At 68.5% G+C, this 19,490-nt stretch carries 15 protein-coding genes; 3 read left to right on the top strand and 12 right to left on the bottom strand.

Features of this window, described 5'->3' with window-relative positions:
• Window positions 1-61 precede the first annotated feature (61 nt).
• Window positions 62-1,810, top strand: a complete 1,749-nt coding sequence (gene ngg / locus HF203_RS01980) for an N-acetylglutaminylglutamine synthetase (protein ID WP_168666071.1) — start codon at window positions 62-64, stop codon at window positions 1,808-1,810.
• Complete coding sequence (locus HF203_RS01975) at window positions 1,807-2,916, top strand: osmoprotectant NAGGN system M42 family peptidase (RefSeq protein ID WP_168666069.1); 1,110 nt, start codon at window positions 1,807-1,809, stop codon at window positions 2,914-2,916. Before ngg ends, HF203_RS01975 begins: the two co-directional genes overlap by 4 nt.
• Here HF203_RS01975 and HF203_RS01970 read toward each other — a convergent pair.
• The 11 genes from HF203_RS01970 to HF203_RS01920 all read right to left on the bottom strand — a co-directional run bounded on the left by HF203_RS01970 (window position 2,913) and on the right by HF203_RS01920 (window position 13,794).
• Window positions 2,913-4,199 carry a diguanylate cyclase gene (locus HF203_RS01970; protein ID WP_168666067.1) on the bottom strand — a complete coding sequence of 429 codons (1,287 nt, stop codon included), beginning with the start codon at window positions 4,197-4,199 and terminating at the stop codon, window positions 2,913-2,915. The two genes, HF203_RS01975 and HF203_RS01970, sit on opposite strands and share 4 nt — an antisense overlap.
• Window positions 4,200-4,420: 221 nt before the next feature.
• Window positions 4,421-4,606, bottom strand: coding sequence for a YgaP family membrane protein (locus HF203_RS01965; RefSeq protein ID WP_062276659.1), 186 nt, complete (start codon window positions 4,604-4,606; stop codon window positions 4,421-4,423).
• Window positions 4,607-4,675: 69 nt separating this feature from the next.
• A complete protein-coding gene (locus HF203_RS01960; protein WP_168666065.1) occupies window positions 4,676-5,719 on the bottom strand; it encodes a glutaminase in 1,044 nt (347 codons plus the stop codon).
• A 20-nt stretch (window positions 5,720-5,739) separates the two neighbouring features.
• Window positions 5,740-7,923: a cation:dicarboxylate symporter family transporter gene (locus HF203_RS01955; RefSeq protein ID WP_168666063.1), complete on the bottom strand. Its 2,184-nt coding sequence runs from the start codon at window positions 7,921-7,923 to the stop codon at window positions 5,740-5,742.
• Window positions 7,920-8,969, bottom strand: a complete 1,050-nt coding sequence (locus tag HF203_RS01950) for a DUF1028 domain-containing protein (RefSeq protein ID WP_168666061.1) — start codon at window positions 8,967-8,969, stop codon at window positions 7,920-7,922. The genes HF203_RS01955 and HF203_RS01950 overlap by 4 nt, the downstream gene beginning before the upstream one ends.
• Before the next feature lie 91 nt (window positions 8,970-9,060).
• Window positions 9,061-9,750, bottom strand: coding sequence for a Crp/Fnr family transcriptional regulator (locus HF203_RS01945; RefSeq protein WP_168666059.1), 690 nt, complete (start codon window positions 9,748-9,750; stop codon window positions 9,061-9,063).
• Window positions 9,747-10,949, bottom strand: a complete 1,203-nt coding sequence (locus tag HF203_RS01940; protein ID WP_168666057.1) for a Bcr/CflA family multidrug efflux MFS transporter — start codon at window positions 10,947-10,949, stop codon at window positions 9,747-9,749. Before HF203_RS01940 ends, HF203_RS01945 begins: the two co-directional genes overlap by 4 nt.
• A complete protein-coding gene (locus tag HF203_RS01935) occupies window positions 10,946-11,674 on the bottom strand; it encodes an alpha/beta fold hydrolase (RefSeq protein ID WP_343043861.1) in 729 nt (242 codons plus the stop codon). Before HF203_RS01935 ends, HF203_RS01940 begins: the two co-directional genes overlap by 4 nt.
• Before the next feature lie 10 nt (window positions 11,675-11,684).
• Window positions 11,685-12,533: a GTP cyclohydrolase FolE2 gene (gene folE2 / locus HF203_RS01930; RefSeq protein WP_168666055.1), complete on the bottom strand. Its 849-nt coding sequence runs from the start codon at window positions 12,531-12,533 to the stop codon at window positions 11,685-11,687.
• Between the two features lie 126 nt (window positions 12,534-12,659).
• Complete coding sequence (gene ispA / locus HF203_RS01925) at window positions 12,660-13,559, bottom strand: (2E,6E)-farnesyl diphosphate synthase (RefSeq protein ID WP_168666053.1); 900 nt, start codon at window positions 13,557-13,559, stop codon at window positions 12,660-12,662.
• Window positions 13,552-13,794, bottom strand: coding sequence for an exodeoxyribonuclease VII small subunit (locus HF203_RS01920; protein WP_168666051.1), 243 nt, complete (start codon window positions 13,792-13,794; stop codon window positions 13,552-13,554). The genes ispA and HF203_RS01920 overlap by 8 nt, the downstream gene beginning before the upstream one ends.
• A 120-nt stretch (window positions 13,795-13,914) precedes the next feature.
• On the opposite strand from HF203_RS01920, the gene parE reads away from it, so the two are divergent.
• The gene (parE, locus tag HF203_RS01915) at window positions 13,915-15,801 is read left to right on the top strand and encodes a DNA topoisomerase IV subunit B (RefSeq protein ID WP_168666049.1); all 1,887 of its coding nucleotides are present in this window, start codon (window positions 13,915-13,917) and stop codon (window positions 15,799-15,801) included.
• A gap of 3 nt (window positions 15,802-15,804) precedes the next feature.
• Here parE and HF203_RS01910 read toward each other — a convergent pair whose 3' ends face one another.
• Window positions 15,805-19,458 carry an EAL domain-containing protein gene (locus tag HF203_RS01910; RefSeq protein ID WP_168666047.1) on the bottom strand — a complete coding sequence of 1,218 codons (3,654 nt, stop codon included), beginning with the start codon at window positions 19,456-19,458 and terminating at the stop codon, window positions 15,805-15,807.
• Window positions 19,459-19,490: the final 32 nt, after the last annotated feature.

The following is a 19,490-nucleotide window of genomic DNA, read 5'->3' as shown; positions in this document are numbered from 1 at the left end:
CGCCCTGGCGCCCGAGCGACGTCATCCGATCCATGCCAGTGACGCAGACAGGACAGCCAGCATGACCATGAAAGAGCGCATCCACCACCGCCTCGAACGCAGCCGGGCCCCCTCGGTCAAGAACTGGGACCGCCAGCCACGGGCCGATCAGACCCTGGGGCAGTCGGCCAGTGTCGACTGTGGCTGGGGCCGGTTGCTGTTCGGGCAGACCTTCACCGACCCGGCCGAGATCGCGCGCGCGCTCCAGCAGGAGCGCCCCGGCACTCGCGATGTGGCCCTGTACCTCAATGAACCCCACGTGGTGTTGGCGCAGGCACCGCAAGACCTCTTCCTCGACCCTTCACACACCTTTCGGCTGTGGTTCGAGCGCTATCAGTCCTGTCATCGCCGACCCAAGGGCTTCCACATTCGCCTCTTGAACTGCCATGCCGACGCCGAGGCGATGCAGCGCCTCTACATCAGCCGTGGCATGGTGCCGCCAGGGGCAGACTTCATCTGGGCGCATCGCACCTCCAAGGTGCTGACCTACTGGATCGCCGAGGACGAACAGGACGGCTCGCTGCTCGGCGTGGTCAACGGTGTCGATCATGCCGCCGCCTTCGATGATCCCGAGAACGGTGCCAGCCTGTGGGCCCTGGCCGTCGACGCCCAGGCCCCCTATCCGGGGATCGGTGAGGCGCTGGTGCGTCAGGTCGCCGAGTCCTATCTAGCGCGTGGACGTGCCTTCCTCGATCTCTCGGTGATCCACGACAACAGTAACGCCATCCGGCTTTATCAGAAGCTCGGTTTCGAGCGTGTCCCGGCCTTCGCGGTCAAGAACAAGAATGCCTTCAACGAACCCCTGTTCATGGGGCGTCAGCCCGAGGTCGACCTCAATCCCTACGCCACCATCATCGTCAAGGAGGCGCGGCGGCGCGGTATCGGGGTCGAGGTGATCGATGCCGAGGCCGGTTACTTCGCGCTGACCCTCGGGGGGAGGCGGGTGGTGTGTCGCGAGAGCCTCAGCGAATTGACCAGTGCGGTGGCGATGAGCCGTTGCGACGACAAGGCCGTCACCCATCGGCTGTTGCGTCGGGCCGGGCTACGGGTGCCGGAGCAGACCCGCTTCCAGGCGCTCGACCAGGCCGAGGCGCTGCTCTCGCGGCTCGGCAGCCTGGTGGTCAAGCCGGCCCGCGGCGAGCAGGGGGCGGGGATCAGTGTCGACATCCGTGACCCGCAGGCGCTGGAGCTGGCGATCGCCGGGGCCAGGCGGGTCTGTGACACGGTGATCCTCGAGGAGTACGTCAAGGGTGACGACCTGCGCGTCATCGTCATCAATTATCAGGTGGTGGCTGCCGCCATCCGCCGCCCGGCACACGTCGTCGGTACCGGGCGGCACAGCATCCGCGACCTGATCCAGGCGCAGAGCCGGCGCCGACGCGCGGCCACCGGTGGCGAGAGCAGCATCCCCATGGATGACGAGACCGGCCGTTGTGTGCGCGAGGCCGGCTGGGTGCTCGACGACATCCTCCCCGAGGGGCGCGTATTGCAAGTGCGCAAGACCGCTAACCTACACACCGGCGGCACCATCCACGATGTCACCGCTGCGCTGCACCCGACGCTCGCCGAGGCGGCCGAGGCGGCGGCGCGCGCGCTCGATATCCCGGTGACTGGGCTCGACTTCATCGTGCCCTCGGTTTCCGAGCCCGAGTATGTGATCATCGAGGCCAACGAGCGCCCGGGGTTGGCCAACCACGAGCCACAGCCGACCGCAGAGCGCTTCGTCGACCTGTTGTTCCCGCAGACCGCGACCCGGGAGGAGTCCACTTGAAGCTACCTGCCATCGACTCGAGTTATCTGGTCGATATCCTGCTGAAGCTGTTGTTCACCCCCAGTCCCTCGGGCTATACCGACCGGGTGGTCCATCTGGTGTGCGAGGAACTCGAGCGCCTCGGCGTGCCCTTCGAGCTGACCCGGCGCGGTGCCATCCGCGCCACCCTCAAGGGCAAGGTCTCTCAGCCCGATCGCGCCGTGGTCGCCCATATCGACACCCTTGGCGCCATGGTCAAGGGACTCAAGGACAATGGCCGGTTGCAGTTGGTGCCGGTGGGACACTGGAACGCGCGTTTCGCCGAGGGCGCGCGCGCGACCTTGTTCACCGATACCGGCCAGCTGCGTGGCACCATCCTGCCGATGAAGGCCTCAGGGCACACCTTCGCCCCCGAGATCGATAACCAACCGGGCGGTTGGGACCATGTCGAGTTCCGGATCGATGCCCGGGTCTCGGACCTCAATGGGTTGTTGCGCCTGGGTGTCCATGTCGGCGACTTCCTCGCCATCGACACCTGTCCAGAGCTGACCGATACCGGTTTCATCAACGCCCGTCACCTCGACGACAAGGCCGGCGCCGCGGTGCTGCTGGGGGCGATCGAGGCGGTGCAGCGCGAGCGCCCCGAGCTGCCGGTCGACTGCCACCCGTTATTCACCATCTCCGAGGAGGTCGGCTCCGGCGCCTCGGCGGCGTTGCACCAGGATGTCGCCGAGATGCTCACCATCGACAACGGCACCACCGCGCCGGGACAGAACTCGAGCGAGTTCGGGGTGACCATCGCGATGGCCGACCAGAGCGGCCCCTTCGACTACCACCTCACCCACCGCGTCATCCAGCTCTGCCAGGAGTTCGCCATCTCTCACCAGCGCGACGTCTTCCGCTACTACCGCTCCGACAGCGCCGCCGCGCTCGAGGCCGGCAACGATGTGCGTACCGCGCTGGTGACCTTCGGCGTCGACGCCTCGCACGGTTACGAGCGCATCCATCTCGATGCCCTGGAATCGCTGGCGCGATTGGTCGGGGTCTACATGCAGGCACCGCCGCTCTTTAGTCGCGACCGCTACGAGATGGGGCCGCGCGCCGGCTTCCCGATCCAGCCGGGCTAGTCGTCGGGACCGCCGTAGACGACGCGGTTGCGTCCGGCGCGCTTGGCGCGATAGACGGCCTGGTCGGCACGATCCAGCACCATCTCGAGCGGTTCGTCGGCGCGTCCGCAACCGACCCCGATACTGGCGGTGGTAGGGACGTGGTGATCGCGGCCAATCGCCCGGCGCAGCTTCTCGGCGATACGCCGGGCATCCTTCGCTCCGGTCTGCGGTAGCACCACCAGGAATTCCTCGCCGCCCCAACGCACGCACAGATCACTCTTGCGGGTGTGGCGACACAGCACCTTGGCGAGCCCTTGCAGGGCCGCATCGCCGGCTTCGTGGCCGCAGCTGTCGTTGATGCGCTTGAAATGATCGAGATCGATGAACAGCACCGCATAGGCACAGGTGCGTCCATGGAGGTGTGCCATCGAGCGATCGAGGCCGCGGCGGTTGAGCAGCTGGGTCAGCGGGTCGCGTTCGGCCTGCTCGCGGGCACGACAGTGTGCCAGCTCGGCGTCGGTGATGTCGTGCAGGGTGAGCACGAATCCCCCCTCCTCGGGCAGGCGGCGACACTCGGCGAGCAGGTAGCCCGTCTGGCCCTGGTGATCGACCTGGAGCTTGACCGGTCCGGAGGTCGCCGCCGCCTCGATCCAGGCCGGCGAGGGAGTGAAGGGGTGACCGTTGAGGGTCTTGAAGTAGTGACAGATGCAGCCGCGCTCGCGCTGGAAGCGCTCGAGGTCGGTGATCCCGAAGTACTCACGCAACGCACTATTGGCCTGATGCAGCAGCTGGCCGTCGCTGATCCCGATCATCGCCGGGTTGAGATCGATGATCTGGGTGAGCAGCGCGCGCTCGCGCTCGAGCGCCTGGCGTAGCCGGACCTCCTCGGTGACGTCCTTCTGGTTGGAGAAGAAGTAGCGGATGGTGCCGTCGGGGGCCCGGATCGGGGTGATGTTCCAGGAGACCCAGTAGGGGGTGCCGTCCTTGCGATAGTTGACGGCCTGGCCGGAGAAGTCGTGGCCGTGCTCGAGATCGTGGCGGAGTCGGTCGAGTACCGCGCGTTCGGTGCGCTCGCCCTGGAGGATTCGCGGCGTGCGCCCGATCAGCTCGGCGCGGGTGTAGCCGGTCATGCGCTCGAAGGCCTTGTTGACGTAAAGGATCTGGGGGTGGTCGTCGTCGAGCTCGGCGGTGGTGATGATGACGCTGGTGAGTGCCGCGTCGAGGACCACGAGCAGTTCGTCGGAGGGGATCTCGCCGGCAGTGAGGTCGTGTTCGGCCATGGCTGGGCGTAGTGCGGACACGGGGTCGATCCTGACCGGGTATCCAGGTTCAAGGGTCGGAGTGGCCGTGTCTCCCTGGGCCGGACCTGTGCCGTTGCGCCACCCCTCTGCCGCCGTCGGCGTCAAGACGCCTCTGGTTGATGGTCGAGAATACGTGAGATCCGGGGTCGGTGCATCACCCGGATGTCGATGTTGTGCGCCCGCCCCCCAGGTCGGAGGCCGCCTGGGGGCGTGACCGGTGCTCAGTCCTTGGCGGCGGTGTTGATGCCGAAGGGCACATAGGCCGGGCACCAGCCGATCAGCGCGGTGGCCAGCGGCACCAGGCCGATGGCGCCGAGCCAGTTCTGGGCGATCAGGCCCCAGAGCAGCAGCACTGCGCCGATGGCCAGACGGATGTTGCGGTCGGTGGAGCCGATGTTCTTGGTCATGTCGTTACCTCGTCGATGGGTTGATGGTCGAGAGGTTAACGCGCGGCCTCGTGGCGCTCTGTGACTATGTCACCGAGCGGGGACGGCGAGCAGTCGCTCGACGCCGTGGAGCTGCCAGCGCGCGGCCAGCCGCTCGATGGCGAGTGCTGCGCGCACGCTGTTGCCCGCAGCGTCGAGCCGCGGCGAGTAGGCGGCGATCGCCCCCCAGCCGGGGACCACGGCGAGGATCGCGCCGCTCACCCCGCTCTTGGCCGGCAGCCCCACCCGCTGCCACCACCGACCGCTGTCCTCGTACATCCCGGCGATCGTCATCAGCGCCAGGACGTCGCGGGCATGAGCGGCGGTGATGATGCGCTCATCCCCGCCGGGCGCGATCCCGGCGTTGGCCAGGGTTGCGCCCATGTGGGCGAGCGTGGTGACATCGACGGCGACGATGCAGGCCTCGAGATAACGCGAGACGGCGTCCTCGACCTCGCCCTCGAGTCGCCCGGCCGCCTGCATCTGATAGGCCAGGGCATAGGTCTGGGCGCGTGGCGTGGCGCGCCATGCCGACTCGACGGCCAGTGGGCGGCCGGCCAGTCGCGCGTAGAACCCGAGCAGCCGGGCGCGCTTGGTCGCCGGATCGGGGCCGCGCAGATAGCTGTGGGTGGCGATGGCACCGGCGTTGACCAGCGGGTTCTGCGCCGTGCTCGGGCGGATCGCGCCGGCGGCCAGCGAGTTGTAAGGCAGGCCGGTGGCATTGGTGCCGATCCGCGCGCGCATGAACCCGGCGCCGCGTTGCTCCAGCGCCAGGGCGTAGGTGAAAGGCTTGGAGACCGACATCAGCGGAAAGTGCGCGGCGGTGGGGCCGACCCCCAGGGTGCGACCGTCGACCAGGGTCAGCGCGATCGCCAGGTCCTCGGCGCGGGTTCCCGCCACCGCCCCGGCGTAGACCTCGCCCGCATGGTTGTCGCGCAGCGCGGCGGCGACCGCGCGCAGGTCCGCGTCGAGTCGCCGCTGGGTCGGTGTCGGCGCACCCGGCGCTGGGGACATCTCCGGTGTCGCGGGCGGGGGCGCAGGCGCGGTGCAGCCACCGACCAACAGCGCGAGGACGAGGGCCGACAGTGCGCGCATCGATGACCTCCGTGGTCTCATCAGTCGATCCAACCGAGCAGGTCGCGCGCGATCGACCAGCGTTCGCGTGACTCGGCCACCCCGTGGCCGAGTACCCAGTAGTCGTAGAGGCGGGTGAGTGCGCCGCCCTGCTGTTGCAGCAGCAACCAGTTGTCGAGATAGGCCTTGAACAGGGTGTCGTCGCGGGCGAGCGCGAAGGCCAGCGGGATACGCGCCACTGGCTTGGGAACCACCAGGCTGTAGCGCGGGTGCAGCAGGGTGTGGCTGGAGCCGATCATCGCCAGGGTGACCAGGGCGTGGGCCTGCTCGGGTGTGTCGAAGAAGTCCTCGATGCGCTGCAGACGGACGATCTCGGCCCCGGGCAACAGCCGGCGGATGTGTGACTCGTAGAGCCCCAAGCCACTGAGTACGGCGATACGCAGCCCCGGCTGCTCGCGCAGCCGCTCGACGCTGGCGAACAGCTTGCGCTGCTGGTCCGGGACCACGAAGGCCAGCCCATCGGTGACATAGGGCGTGGTGAAGCTCGCCCGGCGCGCCCGCGCCGGGGTGATGGTCAGCCCGGTACCGATGAGATCGCACCAGCCGCTGTCGAGTCGCTCGACGAAGCGGGTGCGCTCGATTGCAATCAACTCGAGCTTGACCCCCAGGGTGGCGGCGAGACGGTGCATCAGCTCGATGTCGTGACCGATCAAGGTGCCCTCGGCGCCGCGATAGGACTGCGGCAGCAACTCGGGGACATAGCAGGCGCGCAGCAGTTGGCGTGCCTCGATGCGATCGAGCGTCGAACCGGTGCCGGTGGAGGGCGGTGGCGCGTCCGCCTCATCGCGCCCGAACACCTCGGTGCTCGGCCAGGGGGCCTCCATCAGGGTCATGGCGCGCACCGCGTCGTCCTTGGTGTAGCGGTTCTCGACGAAGTGGGTGAAGAACAGATTGATCGCCATCAGGGTGGCGCCCAGCAGCGCCGCCGTGGCGCCGAGAAAGAGCCCGAGCCGGCGCCAGCGGACCTTGAGGATGCCGACCACCGAGGCGGTCACCAACAGCGACAACGCCACCGTGTGGACACCGGCGAGCAGGGTGCCGAAACGCCCGGTGAAGACGTCGACGGTGACGAACAGGTTGAACATGTCCGCCGGGATCTGCATCAGATCGAGCAGGAAGGGCAGGGCGATGACCACCTCGCCGAAGAAGCTCACCAGCCCCGAGGCGAGGAACTCGGGGTATTGTCCCGGGGCGATGTCGTTGCCGGCGAACCAGCCGGCGAAGAGCACGAAGGAGAGCGCGATCAGTTTGCCGAGATTGGGGATGTTGAAGTTGATCGGGGTGATCACGTCGACTACCCCGGAGGCGCGCTCGCGATCGACCCCGGCGCGCTCGAGGATATCCTTGGTCGATTCGGCGAGCAGCGGCAGCACGATCAGCAGCGAGCCGGTGGCGAAGGCGGTCACCAGGGCGTCGCGGGTGCTGCGCAGGGTCTCGGCGAAACCGAACGGGGTCAGCGCCGAGACCAGTCCCGGCACCACCCACAGGCTCAGCAGCAGGGCCATGGCGACATAGGTGACGATATAGACCTGGAGGCGACCGAACTCCTCGACGCTGATGGTGCCGGCGGCGACCGCGGTTAGCGCGAACACCCCGATGGGCGCCAGGCGGGCGACGAACTGGGCGATCAGCATCAGCGCGTGGGCGTACTGCTCGAGGCTCTGTACCACCAGTTGCTTGTCGTCGAGCATCGCCGTGGCCAGCCCCATGGCGATGCTGAACAGCACGATCGCCGGGATCACCCCCTCGGCGAGCGAGGCGAAGGGGTTGGCAGGGATATAGAGCGCGAGCAGGTCGGTCGGTGGTGGCTCGGCGAGCAGGGCGGAGCTGTAGAAGGAGGCCGAGAGCCAATCGGGATAGCCCAGCGGCATCAGTGCCACCACCGCCAGGATCAGTCCCCAGAACACCAGGATCAGGCCGCCGCCCTTGAGCGCGAGCAGCCGGATCTGCGGCATGTGCAGATGACCGATGGCGGCGATCAGCGAGACCACGATGTAGGGGATCACGGTCATCTGCAGCAGGCCGATGAAGATGGTCCCGAGCGGCTCGACCACTGTCACCGACTCGCCGAAGAACAGCCCGGCGAGGAGGCCCGCCACCAGCCCGATGATCACCTGGGTGGAGAGCCCGAGCCGGGGGAGCCGGCGGCGTCGCCCCCGGCTCATCGCGCCACGTCCTCGGGGGTTGGCAGGGCGTTCCACAGACCACGGAATCCGGGGTTCTCGAGCAGCCGTTCGAGCACGGCCGGTGGGAGGCCGGGCTCGCCGCCGTCGGCAACGAGATGGCGCTTGAGCAGCGGGTTGAGCAACAGCGCGTGACGGCCCGCCGCGGCTGCCGCCGTGGGTGCCCCGCGGGCCGTCTCGATCATCGCCAGGGTGAGCCAGGCGGTGTCGTTGCGGGGGTCGAGCCGAGTCGCGCGCAGGGCCTCGGTACGGGCTCGGGCGAGGTCCCCGGCGGTGATCGCCTCGTCCCCGGCGAGGAGCGCCTGACAGCGCTCGAGGGCGAGCTGGGCGAGACGGATGTCGAGCAGGCGCGCGAGTTCGCGGATCGGTGCCGGGTGGTCGTCGACACGCAGGTCGATGAGCCGGTCGCTCTCGCCCTGATAGCCGGCCCCGGCACGCACCACCAGCAGTGCGGCGGACTGGCGTCCGCGCTGGTCGCCGCCAGCGGCCTGACCGGCGGCGAGCGCGGCGACCAGTCGTGAGGACAGGGCGCCCGGGGTCGACTCGAAGGCGGCGGCCATCGCCGCGACCACCTCGGGACCGGCGAGCAGATTGCCCTGGACGGCATAGTGTGCGCCGCTGCGCCCGCCCGACCACGGCAGGGTCTGGTCGCCGCTATGGGTCAGCGGCGCACCCTGGAGTGTGATGATGCCGAGCTGGCGCGCGTTGCGCAGCGGGTCGTCGGCGAGCAGTCGGCGCAGGGTCTCGGTCGGGCCGACCCCTTCGGCGAGCAGTGCCAGGCCACGGCGACCGTGCTCCAAGCTGCCCTGGGCTTGGGTGGCCAGGGCGCCGACCCCGGCGCGGGCGTGGGGGACGACGGTGCCGACGCCGAAGTATTTCGACTGCACCGCAACCCCGAGCGTCGCGGTCGTCGGGTCGCGGGCGACGATCGAGAAGGTGGCCTCGACCGGGGCGGCGATGCCGAGCCCCAGCGTCAGCGCTAGGAGCAAGAGACCGGCACGGGGCGGAGCGGGGAGGAATCGAGCCATGGGCGGCGCCTGTCCTGGCGTGTCAGCGTCGATGGAATCTCGATGGTAACTTTTTGTGTGCGATTTGCCGAGTGCCGATCCAGCCTGGCGCCTATCCCATCGCGTCGCGTGCCTCGAGCAGGCCGGGGTCGAGTAATTCGATACGACCGCGTCCGGTGCGCAGCGCGCCGCGGCCCTCGAGTTCACCGAGCAGCCGGGTGATCACCTCGCGCGAGCTGCCGAGTTCGACGGCCAGCGCCTGATGGGTGGTGTGCAGCATCGCCGGTCGTCCGGCGGCCTGCCAGCGATGCAGCAGCAAGGCCGCGAGGCGCTGATCGAGCGGCTTGAAGAGGATCGCGTCGAGCACCCCGAAGACTTCGCCGAGCCGGTCGGCGACCAGCCCGAAGACGAACTCGCGCCAGGGCGCCGATACGCCCATCCAACGGCGCACGTCGGCGGCGCCGACGACCACCGCCTCGATCGCCGTTTCGCACACCGCAAAGGCGGGGAAGGGCCGCGCGCTGAGGATGCAGGTGGCGGTGACCACACAGCTCTCGCCCGGGCCGATGCGATACAGGGTGACCTCGCGACCGTTCTCGCCGAGCTTGTAGATCCGCGCCGTGCCCGCTAGCGCCAGTGCCAATTGCGAACAGCGGCCACCGTCGTGGCAGATGATGTGTCCGGCCGGCAGCCGCGCGGTAACGGCGCTGGCGAAGAAGGCCGTGCGGAAGTCGTCCCCGGCGTCACGGAGGAAGGCGAAGCGTTCGAGCAGCCGTCTCTGCTGTAGGGGGTCCTGGATCATCTCGGGGTGTCGTGGCGCGGCGCGATGAGATGGAACAACAGCAGTGCGCCGAGCCCGCTGCTGGCCATGCCCAGTAGCAGTGGTGCCGGGCTGGTGGCCTGGGCCAGGCTGACCAGGGTGGCCGCCGTGGCGCCGGCGCCGAAGCGCGCCGCACCGGCGAGCGCCGAGGCGGTCCCGGCCAGACGCGGGAAGAAACTCATGAAACCGGCGGTGGCGTTGCCCAGCACCAGTCCCATCATCCCCAGATAGAGCGCGGTGGTCGGTGCCAGCAGCCAGATCGGTGGTGCGCCGTGGAGTGCCAGCCCCAGTGCCACGAGTGCTACCATCGCCTGGGTGGCGAGCCCGATGGCGAGCAGACGGTCAGCGCCGAGGCGGGGGATCAGTCGGGCATTGAGGGTCGCCGTCACCATGGTCAGGGCGACGTTGGCGGCGAACACCAGCCCAAACTGGCCGGCGCCGAGCCCGTAGTACTCGATATAGACATAGGGCGAGGCGACGATGAACACCATCATCCCGGAGAAGCTGGTGGCGCCGGCGAGCAGATAGGCGAGCGCGGCGCGGTGGCCGCACAGGCGCAGATAGTTGCGCAGGATGTGGCCGAGGTCGAGACGATGACGGTGCTGGTGGTGCAGGGTCTCGGGGACCAGCGTGAGGAATAACACCAGTGCCGCCGCGCCGATCGCCAACAGCGCGATGAACACCGCGCGCCAGCCACCGAGCCCGATCACCAGCGCGCCCAGGGTGGGGGCGATCAGCGGCGCGAAGGACATCACCAACATGATCAGTGCCATGACGCGGGCATAGTCCTCCTTGTCGAAGAGGTCGCGCACCAGCGCCGGCACCGTGACCGCCACCGCCGCGCCGCCGAGGGCCTGGAGCGCCCGCGCGCCGATCAGTACCGGCAGGCTCAGTGCCAGGGCGCAGCCGAGCGCGGCGGTCATGAACAGCCCCAGCCCGGCGCTGATCACCAGGCGCCGCCCGAGCACGTCGGAGAGCGGGCCGATGACCAGCTGGGCGAGGGCGAAGACACCGAGATAGATGGCCACGCTGAGCTGTGCCAACTCGATCGGCCCGTCGAGCGCGCGGGCGATCTCGGGCAGGCCGGGCAGGTACATGTCGATGGCGAAGGGGGTCAGCGCCGCGAGCAACGCCAGGGGGAGGACCAGGGCTGGGCTGGTCGGGGCGATGGCGCGTGTCATCGGGGTGTGAGTAGTGCCTCGAGCCGCGCCGGGGTCTCGAGCAGGGGATTGTGACCGGCGCCGGGGATGACGTGGAGCTGGAGTGTCGGGCGCAGCATCGCGACCCGACGCGCCAGGTCGAGGAACTTGGCATCGTCCGCGCCGACGATCCAGCGCAAGCGGCCGGGGTGGCGGGCGAGGGTGGTCCAGGTCGGCGGCATCTCGCCGAGCCCGAGCACGGCGAGCGCGGCGGCCAACCCCTCGGGGTCCTGGGCGAGGCGTTGCTGGCGCTGGCGGGTGAGTGCGGCGGGGGTGGCGCGGGCCTGGGTGGCGAACAGCGGCAGCTGCTCCCAGGCGTCGACGAAGGCGCCGATGCCCTGCTCGCGCAGCAGTTCGATCCAGCGCCGGTCGGCCGCGCGACGGCGCGCCCGCGCCGCCGCATCGACGAGCCCCGGATTGGCCGAGATCAGGGTGGCGCGCCGAAAGCGCTCGGGTGCGGCCTGCAGCAGCCCGAGCGCCACCCGGCCGCCGAGCGAGTAGCCGATCAGCTCGTCGATCGAGGGCGGTAGCTGGGCGAGCAGCGCGGCGATGGTGCTCGCGAAGTCGCCCCGTGGGGGCGGGGCAGCGCCGTGGCCGGGGAGGTCGATGGCCAACGCCGCAGGGTCGTGCGCGCACCGCGCCGCCCAGTCGGCGGCGGTGCCGGTGAAGCCGTGCAGCAGGAGCCGGCGTGGTGCGGTCGCGCTCACACCGGAACGATCAGAGCGAGGCCTCGGCGGTGCGCGCCTCGGCCTCCTTGTCGCGCTCGATCAGGGCGTAGGCCGAGTGGTTGTGGATCGACTCGAAGTTCTCCGCCTCGACCACGTAGTAGCGGATACGCTCGTCCTCGTTGAGTCGCTTGGCAACGTCGCGCACCATGTCCTCGACGAACTTGGGGTTGTCGTAGGCGTGCTCGGTGACGTACTTCTCGTCGGGGCGCTTGAGGAGACCGAAGAGTTCGGAAGAGGCCTCCGCCTCGACCATCTCGATCAGCTCCTCGATCCAGATGAAGTCGCGCATGCGCACCTGCAGGGTGACGTGCGAGCGCTGGTTGTGTGCGCCATAGGCGGAGATCTTCTTCGAGCAGGGGCACAGGCTGGTGACCGGGATCACCACCTTGACCTGCAGCGCCGGCTCGCCGTGACGGATCTCGCCGATCAGCGTCACCTCGTAGTCGAGCAGGCTCTCCACCCCCGAGACCGGGGCGCGCTTGCGCATGAAGAAGGGGAAGCGCATCTCGATGTGTCCGGCCTCGGACTCGAGCCGGGTCGACATCTCGGCGAGCATGTCCTGGAAGGAGGCGACGCTGATTTCCTGCTCGTGATTGTTGAGCACCTGCACGAAGCGCGACATGTGTGTTCCCTTGAAGTCGTGCGGCAGGTAGACGTACATGTTGAAGGTCGCCACCGTGTGCTGCTCGCTGCCATTGCGATCACGCACCCGTACCGGATGGCGGATGTCCTTGATCCCGACCTTGTCGATGGCGATATGACGGGTGTCGGCGCTCCCCTGAACGTCGGCGATATCGGCGGTCGCGGTGCAACGGTTGGACTCGAGCGCATGCTCCATGGGTTCGCTTCCTCGACGGATCGGCGGAAAAGAGGTATTGCCACAAACCCTGGGGGTGTTGCGGCGATAAGACAATGGGTCTGATTTCGATGCCTGCCCGGGTCGCCCCGGGCGGTGACGGGGCGCTCAGCTGCGCCGAGTGCTCAGCCCCTCGGCAATGGCGGTGAGCGCGGCGGCGCGTTCACCGAAGATGCTGATCGCCGAGAGTGCCTCGTCGGTGAGCTCACGGGCCATCGACTTGGCCTGGGCGAGACCGAGCAACGACGGGTAGGTGGCCTTCTCGAGCACCTGGTCGCGGCCGGCGGTCTTGCCGATGAGCGCGGTGTCGCCCTCGACGTCGAGCACGTCGTCCTGGATCTGGAAGGCCAGGCCGATGCACTTGGCATAGCGGTCGAGCCGCTCGCGCTGGTCGTCGGTGGTGTCGCTGCGGGCGAGCAGGGCCATCTGTACAGCGGCACGGATCAGTGCGCCGGTCTTGTGGATATGGATGTGCTCGAGCATGGCGACGTCGAGCTGGGTGCCCTCTCCCTCGGCGGCGAGGTCGAGCGCCTGGCCCCCGACCATGCCGCGCGACCCACTGGCGCGCGCCAGCGCGGCGACCATGCCCACGCGGCTCTCGGCGGAGAGCCCCGGGGCCTCGGCCAGCGCCTGGAAGGCGATCGTCTGCAGGGCGTCACCGGCGAGGATCGCGGTGGCCTCGTCGTAGGCACGGTGGCAGGTCGGTTGGCCACGGCGCAGGTCGTCGTCGTCCATCGCCGGGAGGTCGTCGTGGATCAACGAGTAGGCGTGGATCAGCTCCACCGCGCAGGCCGGCTGGTCGAGCAACTCAGGGTCGATGCCGAGCGCCTCGCCGGTGGCGTAGGTCAGCAGCGGGCGGATGCGCTTGCCGCCGCCGAGTACGGTGTAACGCAGTGCCTCGTGCAGGCGTGCCGGCTCGACGTTGGGGTTCGGCAGCAGTCGCTCGAGGGTGTGCTCGACGCGCGCCTGATAGCGCGAGCGGAAGGCGTCCAGATTGTTCTCAGTCATGGGTGTCGAAGGCTTCTGGCTCGGCGTCCGGCCGAGCGTCGGTGAGGATGCGTACCCGCTGCTCGGCCGCTTCCAGTGCCTGTTGACAGGTCCGGGTGAGGCCGATGCCGCGCTCGAAGGCGCCGAGCGACTGTTCGAGCGTCATCTCGTCCTGCTCGAGGGCGTCGACGATCGATTCCAGTTCGGCGAGGGCCTGCTCGAAGGTTGGCGGGGATTGGTCGGGGGCTTTCGTCATCGGGTTTGAACCGGTGTTTGCAGGTACGGTACCGTAGGTCGGTTGAGTGGTCAAACCAGCGCGTCTTGCGCGCCGCTCCCTCTCGTTCACCACCCCGCCACAGGAAGATCCAGCACGGCCATGACCGGCAACTACGACGCCTCAGCCATCGAGGTCCTCAGCGGTCTCGACCCGGTGCGCAAGCGCCCCGGGATGTACACCGACACCACCCGTCCCAACCACCTCGCCCAAGAGGTGATCGACAACAGCGTCGACGAGGCGCTCGCCGGTCACGCCAGGCGCATCGAGGTGGTGGTGTTCGCCGATGGCTCGTTGGTGGTTGCCGACGACGGTCGGGGCATGCCGGTCGATCTGCACCCCCAGCTCGGCCAGCCGGGCGTCGAGGTGATCCTCACCAAGCTCCATGCCGGTGGCAAGTTCGGCGGCGGCAGCTATCGCTTCTCCGGCGGGCTGCACGGGGTCGGTGTGTCGGTGGTCAACGCCCTCTCGACACGGCTCGAGGTGTGGGTGCGTCGTGGCGGCCAGGAGTCGCACATCGCCTTTGCCCATGGCGAGAAGATCAGCGAACTGAGCGTGGTCGGCAGCGTCGGGCGCAACAATACCGGTACCCGGTTGCGTTTCTGGCCTGATCCCAAGTACTTCGACAGCCCCAAGTTCGCGCTCCGCGCGCTGACCCATCTGTTGCGCGCCAAGGCCGTGCTCTGCCCCGGTCTGGAGGTGCGACTGCGCGACGAGACCACCGGCGAGCAACAGCAGTGGTGCTACCAGGACGGGCTCAAGGACTATCTGCTCCAGGCCCTCGGCGGCGCCGAGCGCCTTCCCGAGCAGCCCTTCGTGGGTGACATGCAGGGTCCGAACGAGGCGGCGAGCTGGGCGCTGGTGTGGTTGCCCGAGGGCGGCGAGCCGGTGGCCGAGAGCTATGTCAACTTGATCCCGACACTGCAGGGTGGCACTCACGTCAATGGTTTGCGCACCGGGCTGACCGAGGCGGTGCGCGAATTCTGCGAGTTCCGCAACCTGCTCCCGCGCGGCGTGCGACTGACCCCGGACGATGTCTGGGGCCGCATCGCCTACATCCTCTCGGTCAAGCTGATCGACCCTCAGTTCTCTGGCCAGACCAAGGAGCGGCTGTCCTCGCGCGAGTGCGCGGCCTTCGTCTCCGGGGTGGTCAAGGATGCCTTCAGTCTGTGGCTCAACCAGCACGTCGAGAGCGGCGAGCGCATCGCCGAGCTGGCCATCGGCGCGGCCCAGGCGCGGTTGCGCGCCGGGCGCACCGTCACCCGCAAGAAGGTCACCCAGGGGCCGGCGCTGCCGGGCAAGCTCGCCGACTGCACCGCCACCGACCCCGAGCGCAGCGAGCTGTTCCTGGTCGAGGGCGAGTCGGCCGGGGGGTCGGCCAAGCAGGCGCGCGATCGCGAGTTCCAGGCGATCCTGCCGCTGCGCGGCAAGATCCTCAACACCTGGGAGGTCGATCCGGCCGAGGTGCTCGCCTCGCAGGAGGTGCACGATATCGCCGTGGCGATCGGGGTCGATCCGGGCAGCGACGACCTCTCGCGGCTGCGCTTTGGCAAGATCTGCATCCTCGCCGACGCCGACTCCGACGGCGCCCATATCGCCACCCTGCTGTGCGCGCTCTTCCTGCGCCACTTCCCGCGACTGGTCGCTGAGGGACACGTTTATGTGGCGATGCCGCCGCTCTATCGCATCGATGTCGGCAAGCAGGTCTTCTACGCCCTCGACGAGGACGAGAAGCAGGGCGTGCTCGATCGCATCGCCGCCGAGGGGGTTCGGGGCAAGGTCGGCGTGCAGCGCTTCAAGGGGCTCGGTGAGATGAACCCGGCACAGTTGCGCGAGACCACCATCGCCCCGGATACCCGCCGTCTGGTGCAGCTCACTGTCGATCCCGAGGATGGTAGTGCCGAGCTGCTCGACATGCTGCTGGCCAAGCGGCGTTCTGCGGATCGACGCCGTTGGTTGCAGCGTAACGGTGATCTCGCCGAGGTTTGAGCCTTAGCGCGCCGCGCGCGTTTGCTCGGGGGACGTGGGTGCGAAGGCGGCGATGAGGTTGAAGCAGGCGCGCGCGTCCTCGGACATGTCGACGAAGTCGAGGGTGCGTGTGCGCCAGCGGGCGAAGTCGAAGTCGCGCTCGAGGTGTTCGAGATCGCGAAAGCCCATGCTCCAGTCGGTGAAGATGCGCTGCTGCAGTGCCCCCTCGTAGACCACCCGCACGCCGTGATGGCGTCGATCCTCGCGCAGGCGCTCGAGCAGGCGCAGCAGCCGGGGGCGGCTGCCCTCGAGCAGCTGCATGAAGCTGCCGTTGAGATAGAGCAGAAAGCCGGTAATGCCCTGGCGCCGATTGGCCTCGCGTGATTCCCCGAGCAACTGTTGGAGCTCCCGGGGATTCATGGGCTCGGTGGCCTCGCTGACATAGAGCAGGACATAGAGGTCGTGCTCGGCCAGTGGCGTGGCCGGCGCCGGTGCGCTGGTCTCGAGCAAAGCGCTCAGGGTCTCGGCCGGCAGCGGGCGATAGAAGTGGTAGCCCTGCACATAGTGGCAGCCGATATCGCGCAGATAGTCGAGCTGGTGTGTGTTCTCCACCCCCTCGGCGATCACCCCCAGGTCCATGGCGCGCGCCATGCTGCAGACGGCCGAGACAATGGCGCGGCTGTCGTTGCGCTTGTCGAGCCCGTCGACGAACTCGCGATCGATCTTGAGTGTGCTCACCGGCAGGCGCAGCAGCTGGGCGAGCGAGGAGTAACCGGTACCGAAGTCGTCGACCGCCACTCGCAGCCCGTGCTCGGCGAGCTGGCGCAACATGCCGAGGTTGAAGTTGACGTCGCTCATCAGCGAGGTCTCGGTGAGTTCGAGCAGGATGCGCGAGGGGTCGGCGCCGGTGTCAGCGAGAATGGCGGTGAAGTCATCGACCAGGCCGGCGTCGTTGAGCTGACGCGCCGAGACGTTGACGCTGATATAGGGGGCGTGGGCGGCACCGAAGCGTGTCCGCCACTCGGCCTCGGCCTGGCAGGCCTGGCGAAAGACCCACTTGCCGATGGGCACGATCGCCCCGTTCATCTCGGCGATGGGGATGAAGTGCGCGGGTGAGACCTCGCCGCTGTTCGGCGACCAGCGCAACAGCAGCTCGGCGCCGCGGATCCGTTGGGTGTCGACGCTGAGGATGGGCTGGAAGCGCACCGTCAACTCGTCGCGCTCGATTGCCTGACGTAAGCCGTTGCTGATGTCGAGCCGCCGCTTGGCCTGCTCGTGGATCTCCTCGCTGAACAGCCGCGCGTTGTCGCGTCCTTGCTCCTTGGCCGCATACATTGCGGTATCGGCGTTGCGTAGCAGGTCGTCGGCGTTGTGGGTGGTGCCGTGGCCGAGCGCCAGGCCGATGCTGGCGGTGGCGAACAGCTGGTGGCCGTCGAGCTGCAGCGGCTCGCGCAGCAGGTCGTTGATGCGCGTGGCCAGGGCGGTCAGCATGGGGGGGTGGTCGATGCGGTCGCAGAGTACCACGAACTCGTCCCCGCCGAGCCGCGCCACGGTGTCGCCGGGGCGCACATGGTTCATCAGTCGTTGGGCGTTGGCCTTGAGCAGGGCGTCGCCGGTGGCGTGGCCGTGGCTGTCGTTGATCAGCTTGAAGCCATCGAGGTCGATGAGCAAGACGCCGACGCCGTGGCCCTGGTTGCGCGAGCGGGTCAAGGCATGGGCCAGTCGCTCGCGGATCAGCGTACGGTTGGGCAGTCCGGTGAGGACGTCGTGCGAGGCGCGCCACTCCAGCTCTTCCTCGGCGATCTTGCGCTCGGTGATGTCGCGTAAGGTCACCACCAACACCCAATCGTCATCACCCCTGACCTTGGAGATCGAGACCTCGGCCGGAAAGGGGGAGCCGTCCTTACGATAGCCGCTGACCTCGGCCCGCATCCCCATCCGTCGCTCCTGTTCGGGGCCATTGAGGAAGTGTTCGATGAGCTGGGCGTGGCGCTGACGGTACTGGGGCGGGATGAGCTGTTCGACTGGCAGTCCGACCATCTCGTTACCGCGATAGCCGAACAGCTCGCTGGCGCGACGGTTGGCCTCGAGCACGACCGACTCGGTAGTGATCGCTAGGATCGCGACATCGGCCATCGACAGCATCTGCTCGGAGACCCGGCTGGCGCCGAGGTGGGGCGTCACGGTCTGCGGATCGATGCAGGCGAGGGTGTAACCCGGGTTGGTGTCGGCGCCCAGGCTCGGCTCGGCGGTCACGGTCATCTGGCAGCGTCGCCCGTCGCTCAGCCGTGCTTGCAGGACCCCATGCCATTCCTCGCGCTCGCGGAGGGCGGCGTGGATCTCGGCCAGTGGCGGGTCATCGTCGGCCCATAGCCGCGTGAGCGGTGCGCCGAGCAGGGCCAACTCGTCGGCGATACCCCAGAGCCGCAACAAGGCGCGATTAACGTACTCGATCCGATCCTCGGCATCGACCCCGGCGACGGCCACCTGTGGGACCTGGGCGCGGCGGTGAGTGGGGGCGTCGGGGGGCGTGGCCGGTGCCGGGCGCGGTAGGAGGTGACAGTAGCGTTCGGGGATCGTTGGTGCGGTGAGCCCGAACGACTCGATGATCTCGAAGCGGCCATCGAAACCGCAGCGGGCCAGGTGGCCGTTGACTGCCGCGTGGTGGGTGGCCGGGTCCATCCGTACCCTTCCCTGGGGGGCCTCGAGGTCGACCGCCTCGAGTGCCTCGATCACGGCCTCGGTGGCTACCGTGCCGGCGCGGGCGACGGCCTGGGCGAAGGCGTGGACACAGACATAGGTGCCCTCTCCGAAGTTGGTCAGCACCCCGCGTCCCTCGGGGTGGAGCGCGTCGACCTCGGGCAGGGCGCTGAGTGCGCGCAGATAGCGGTCATTGGTCGCGGTGTCGAGCGTCATGAAGTAGGTGTTGCTCGAATAGAAGCCCTCGCGTACCTCGGGGGCGAGGCGTGCGGCCATCGCCTCGTCGAAGTGGCCCATCACCACCGTCATGCGTGACTTCAGCCCGAGCTGGGTGAAGCGGGTGAGCAGCTCGATCTGGTCGACGCCGGCGAAATAGGGCACGAAGACATCGGCCCCGGAGCGGGCGACCCGATTGAGCAGGGCATCGATGCGCAGGCTGCCGAAGGGGAGGTAGTCCTCGCCGACGACCTCGCCGCCGCACTGCTTCAGCGCCCGTTTGGCGGCGTCGATCGAGCCGTGCGGCCACTCGTAGTTGTTGCCGGCGAAGAACATCTTGGGGCCGGCCAGCCGCGCCATGTAGGGGATCATGTGCTCGATCTGCTGGTTGGGCAGGGCGGCGAAATTGAAGAAGTAGCGGTGGTGGATGCTGCCTTCGTAGAAGGAGAAATTGAGGTAGGGGACGCGCCGCGGCAGCGAGACTTGGCCGGCCACGGCGATGCGCGCGTTCGATAGCAGGTTGCCGATCAGTGCTGCGCAGCCGTGTTCGTCGAGCAGGCGGGCGGCGGCGGGGACCGCGGTCTCCGGTTGACTGCCGTCGTCGACGATGACGAGTTCGAGTGGGCGACCGAGGACGCCGCCGGTGGCGTTGATCTCGGCGCAGGCGATGCGTCCGGCCCAGGAGATCTCCGGGCCGTAGAGTGAGACCAGGCCGGTGAGCGGCGGCATCAGTCCGAGTCGGATCGGGGCGATGTGAGACATGCGAGTCCTGATCGAGCTGGATTGGGCTGCAC

This window comes from Marichromatium bheemlicum (assembly GCF_012276755.1).
GTDB classification, from domain to species: domain Bacteria; phylum Pseudomonadota; class Gammaproteobacteria; order Chromatiales; family Chromatiaceae; genus Marichromatium; species Marichromatium bheemlicum.
Note: the sequence above shows the minus strand (reverse complement) of the source record. Positions and strands in the feature narration are given on the sequence as shown.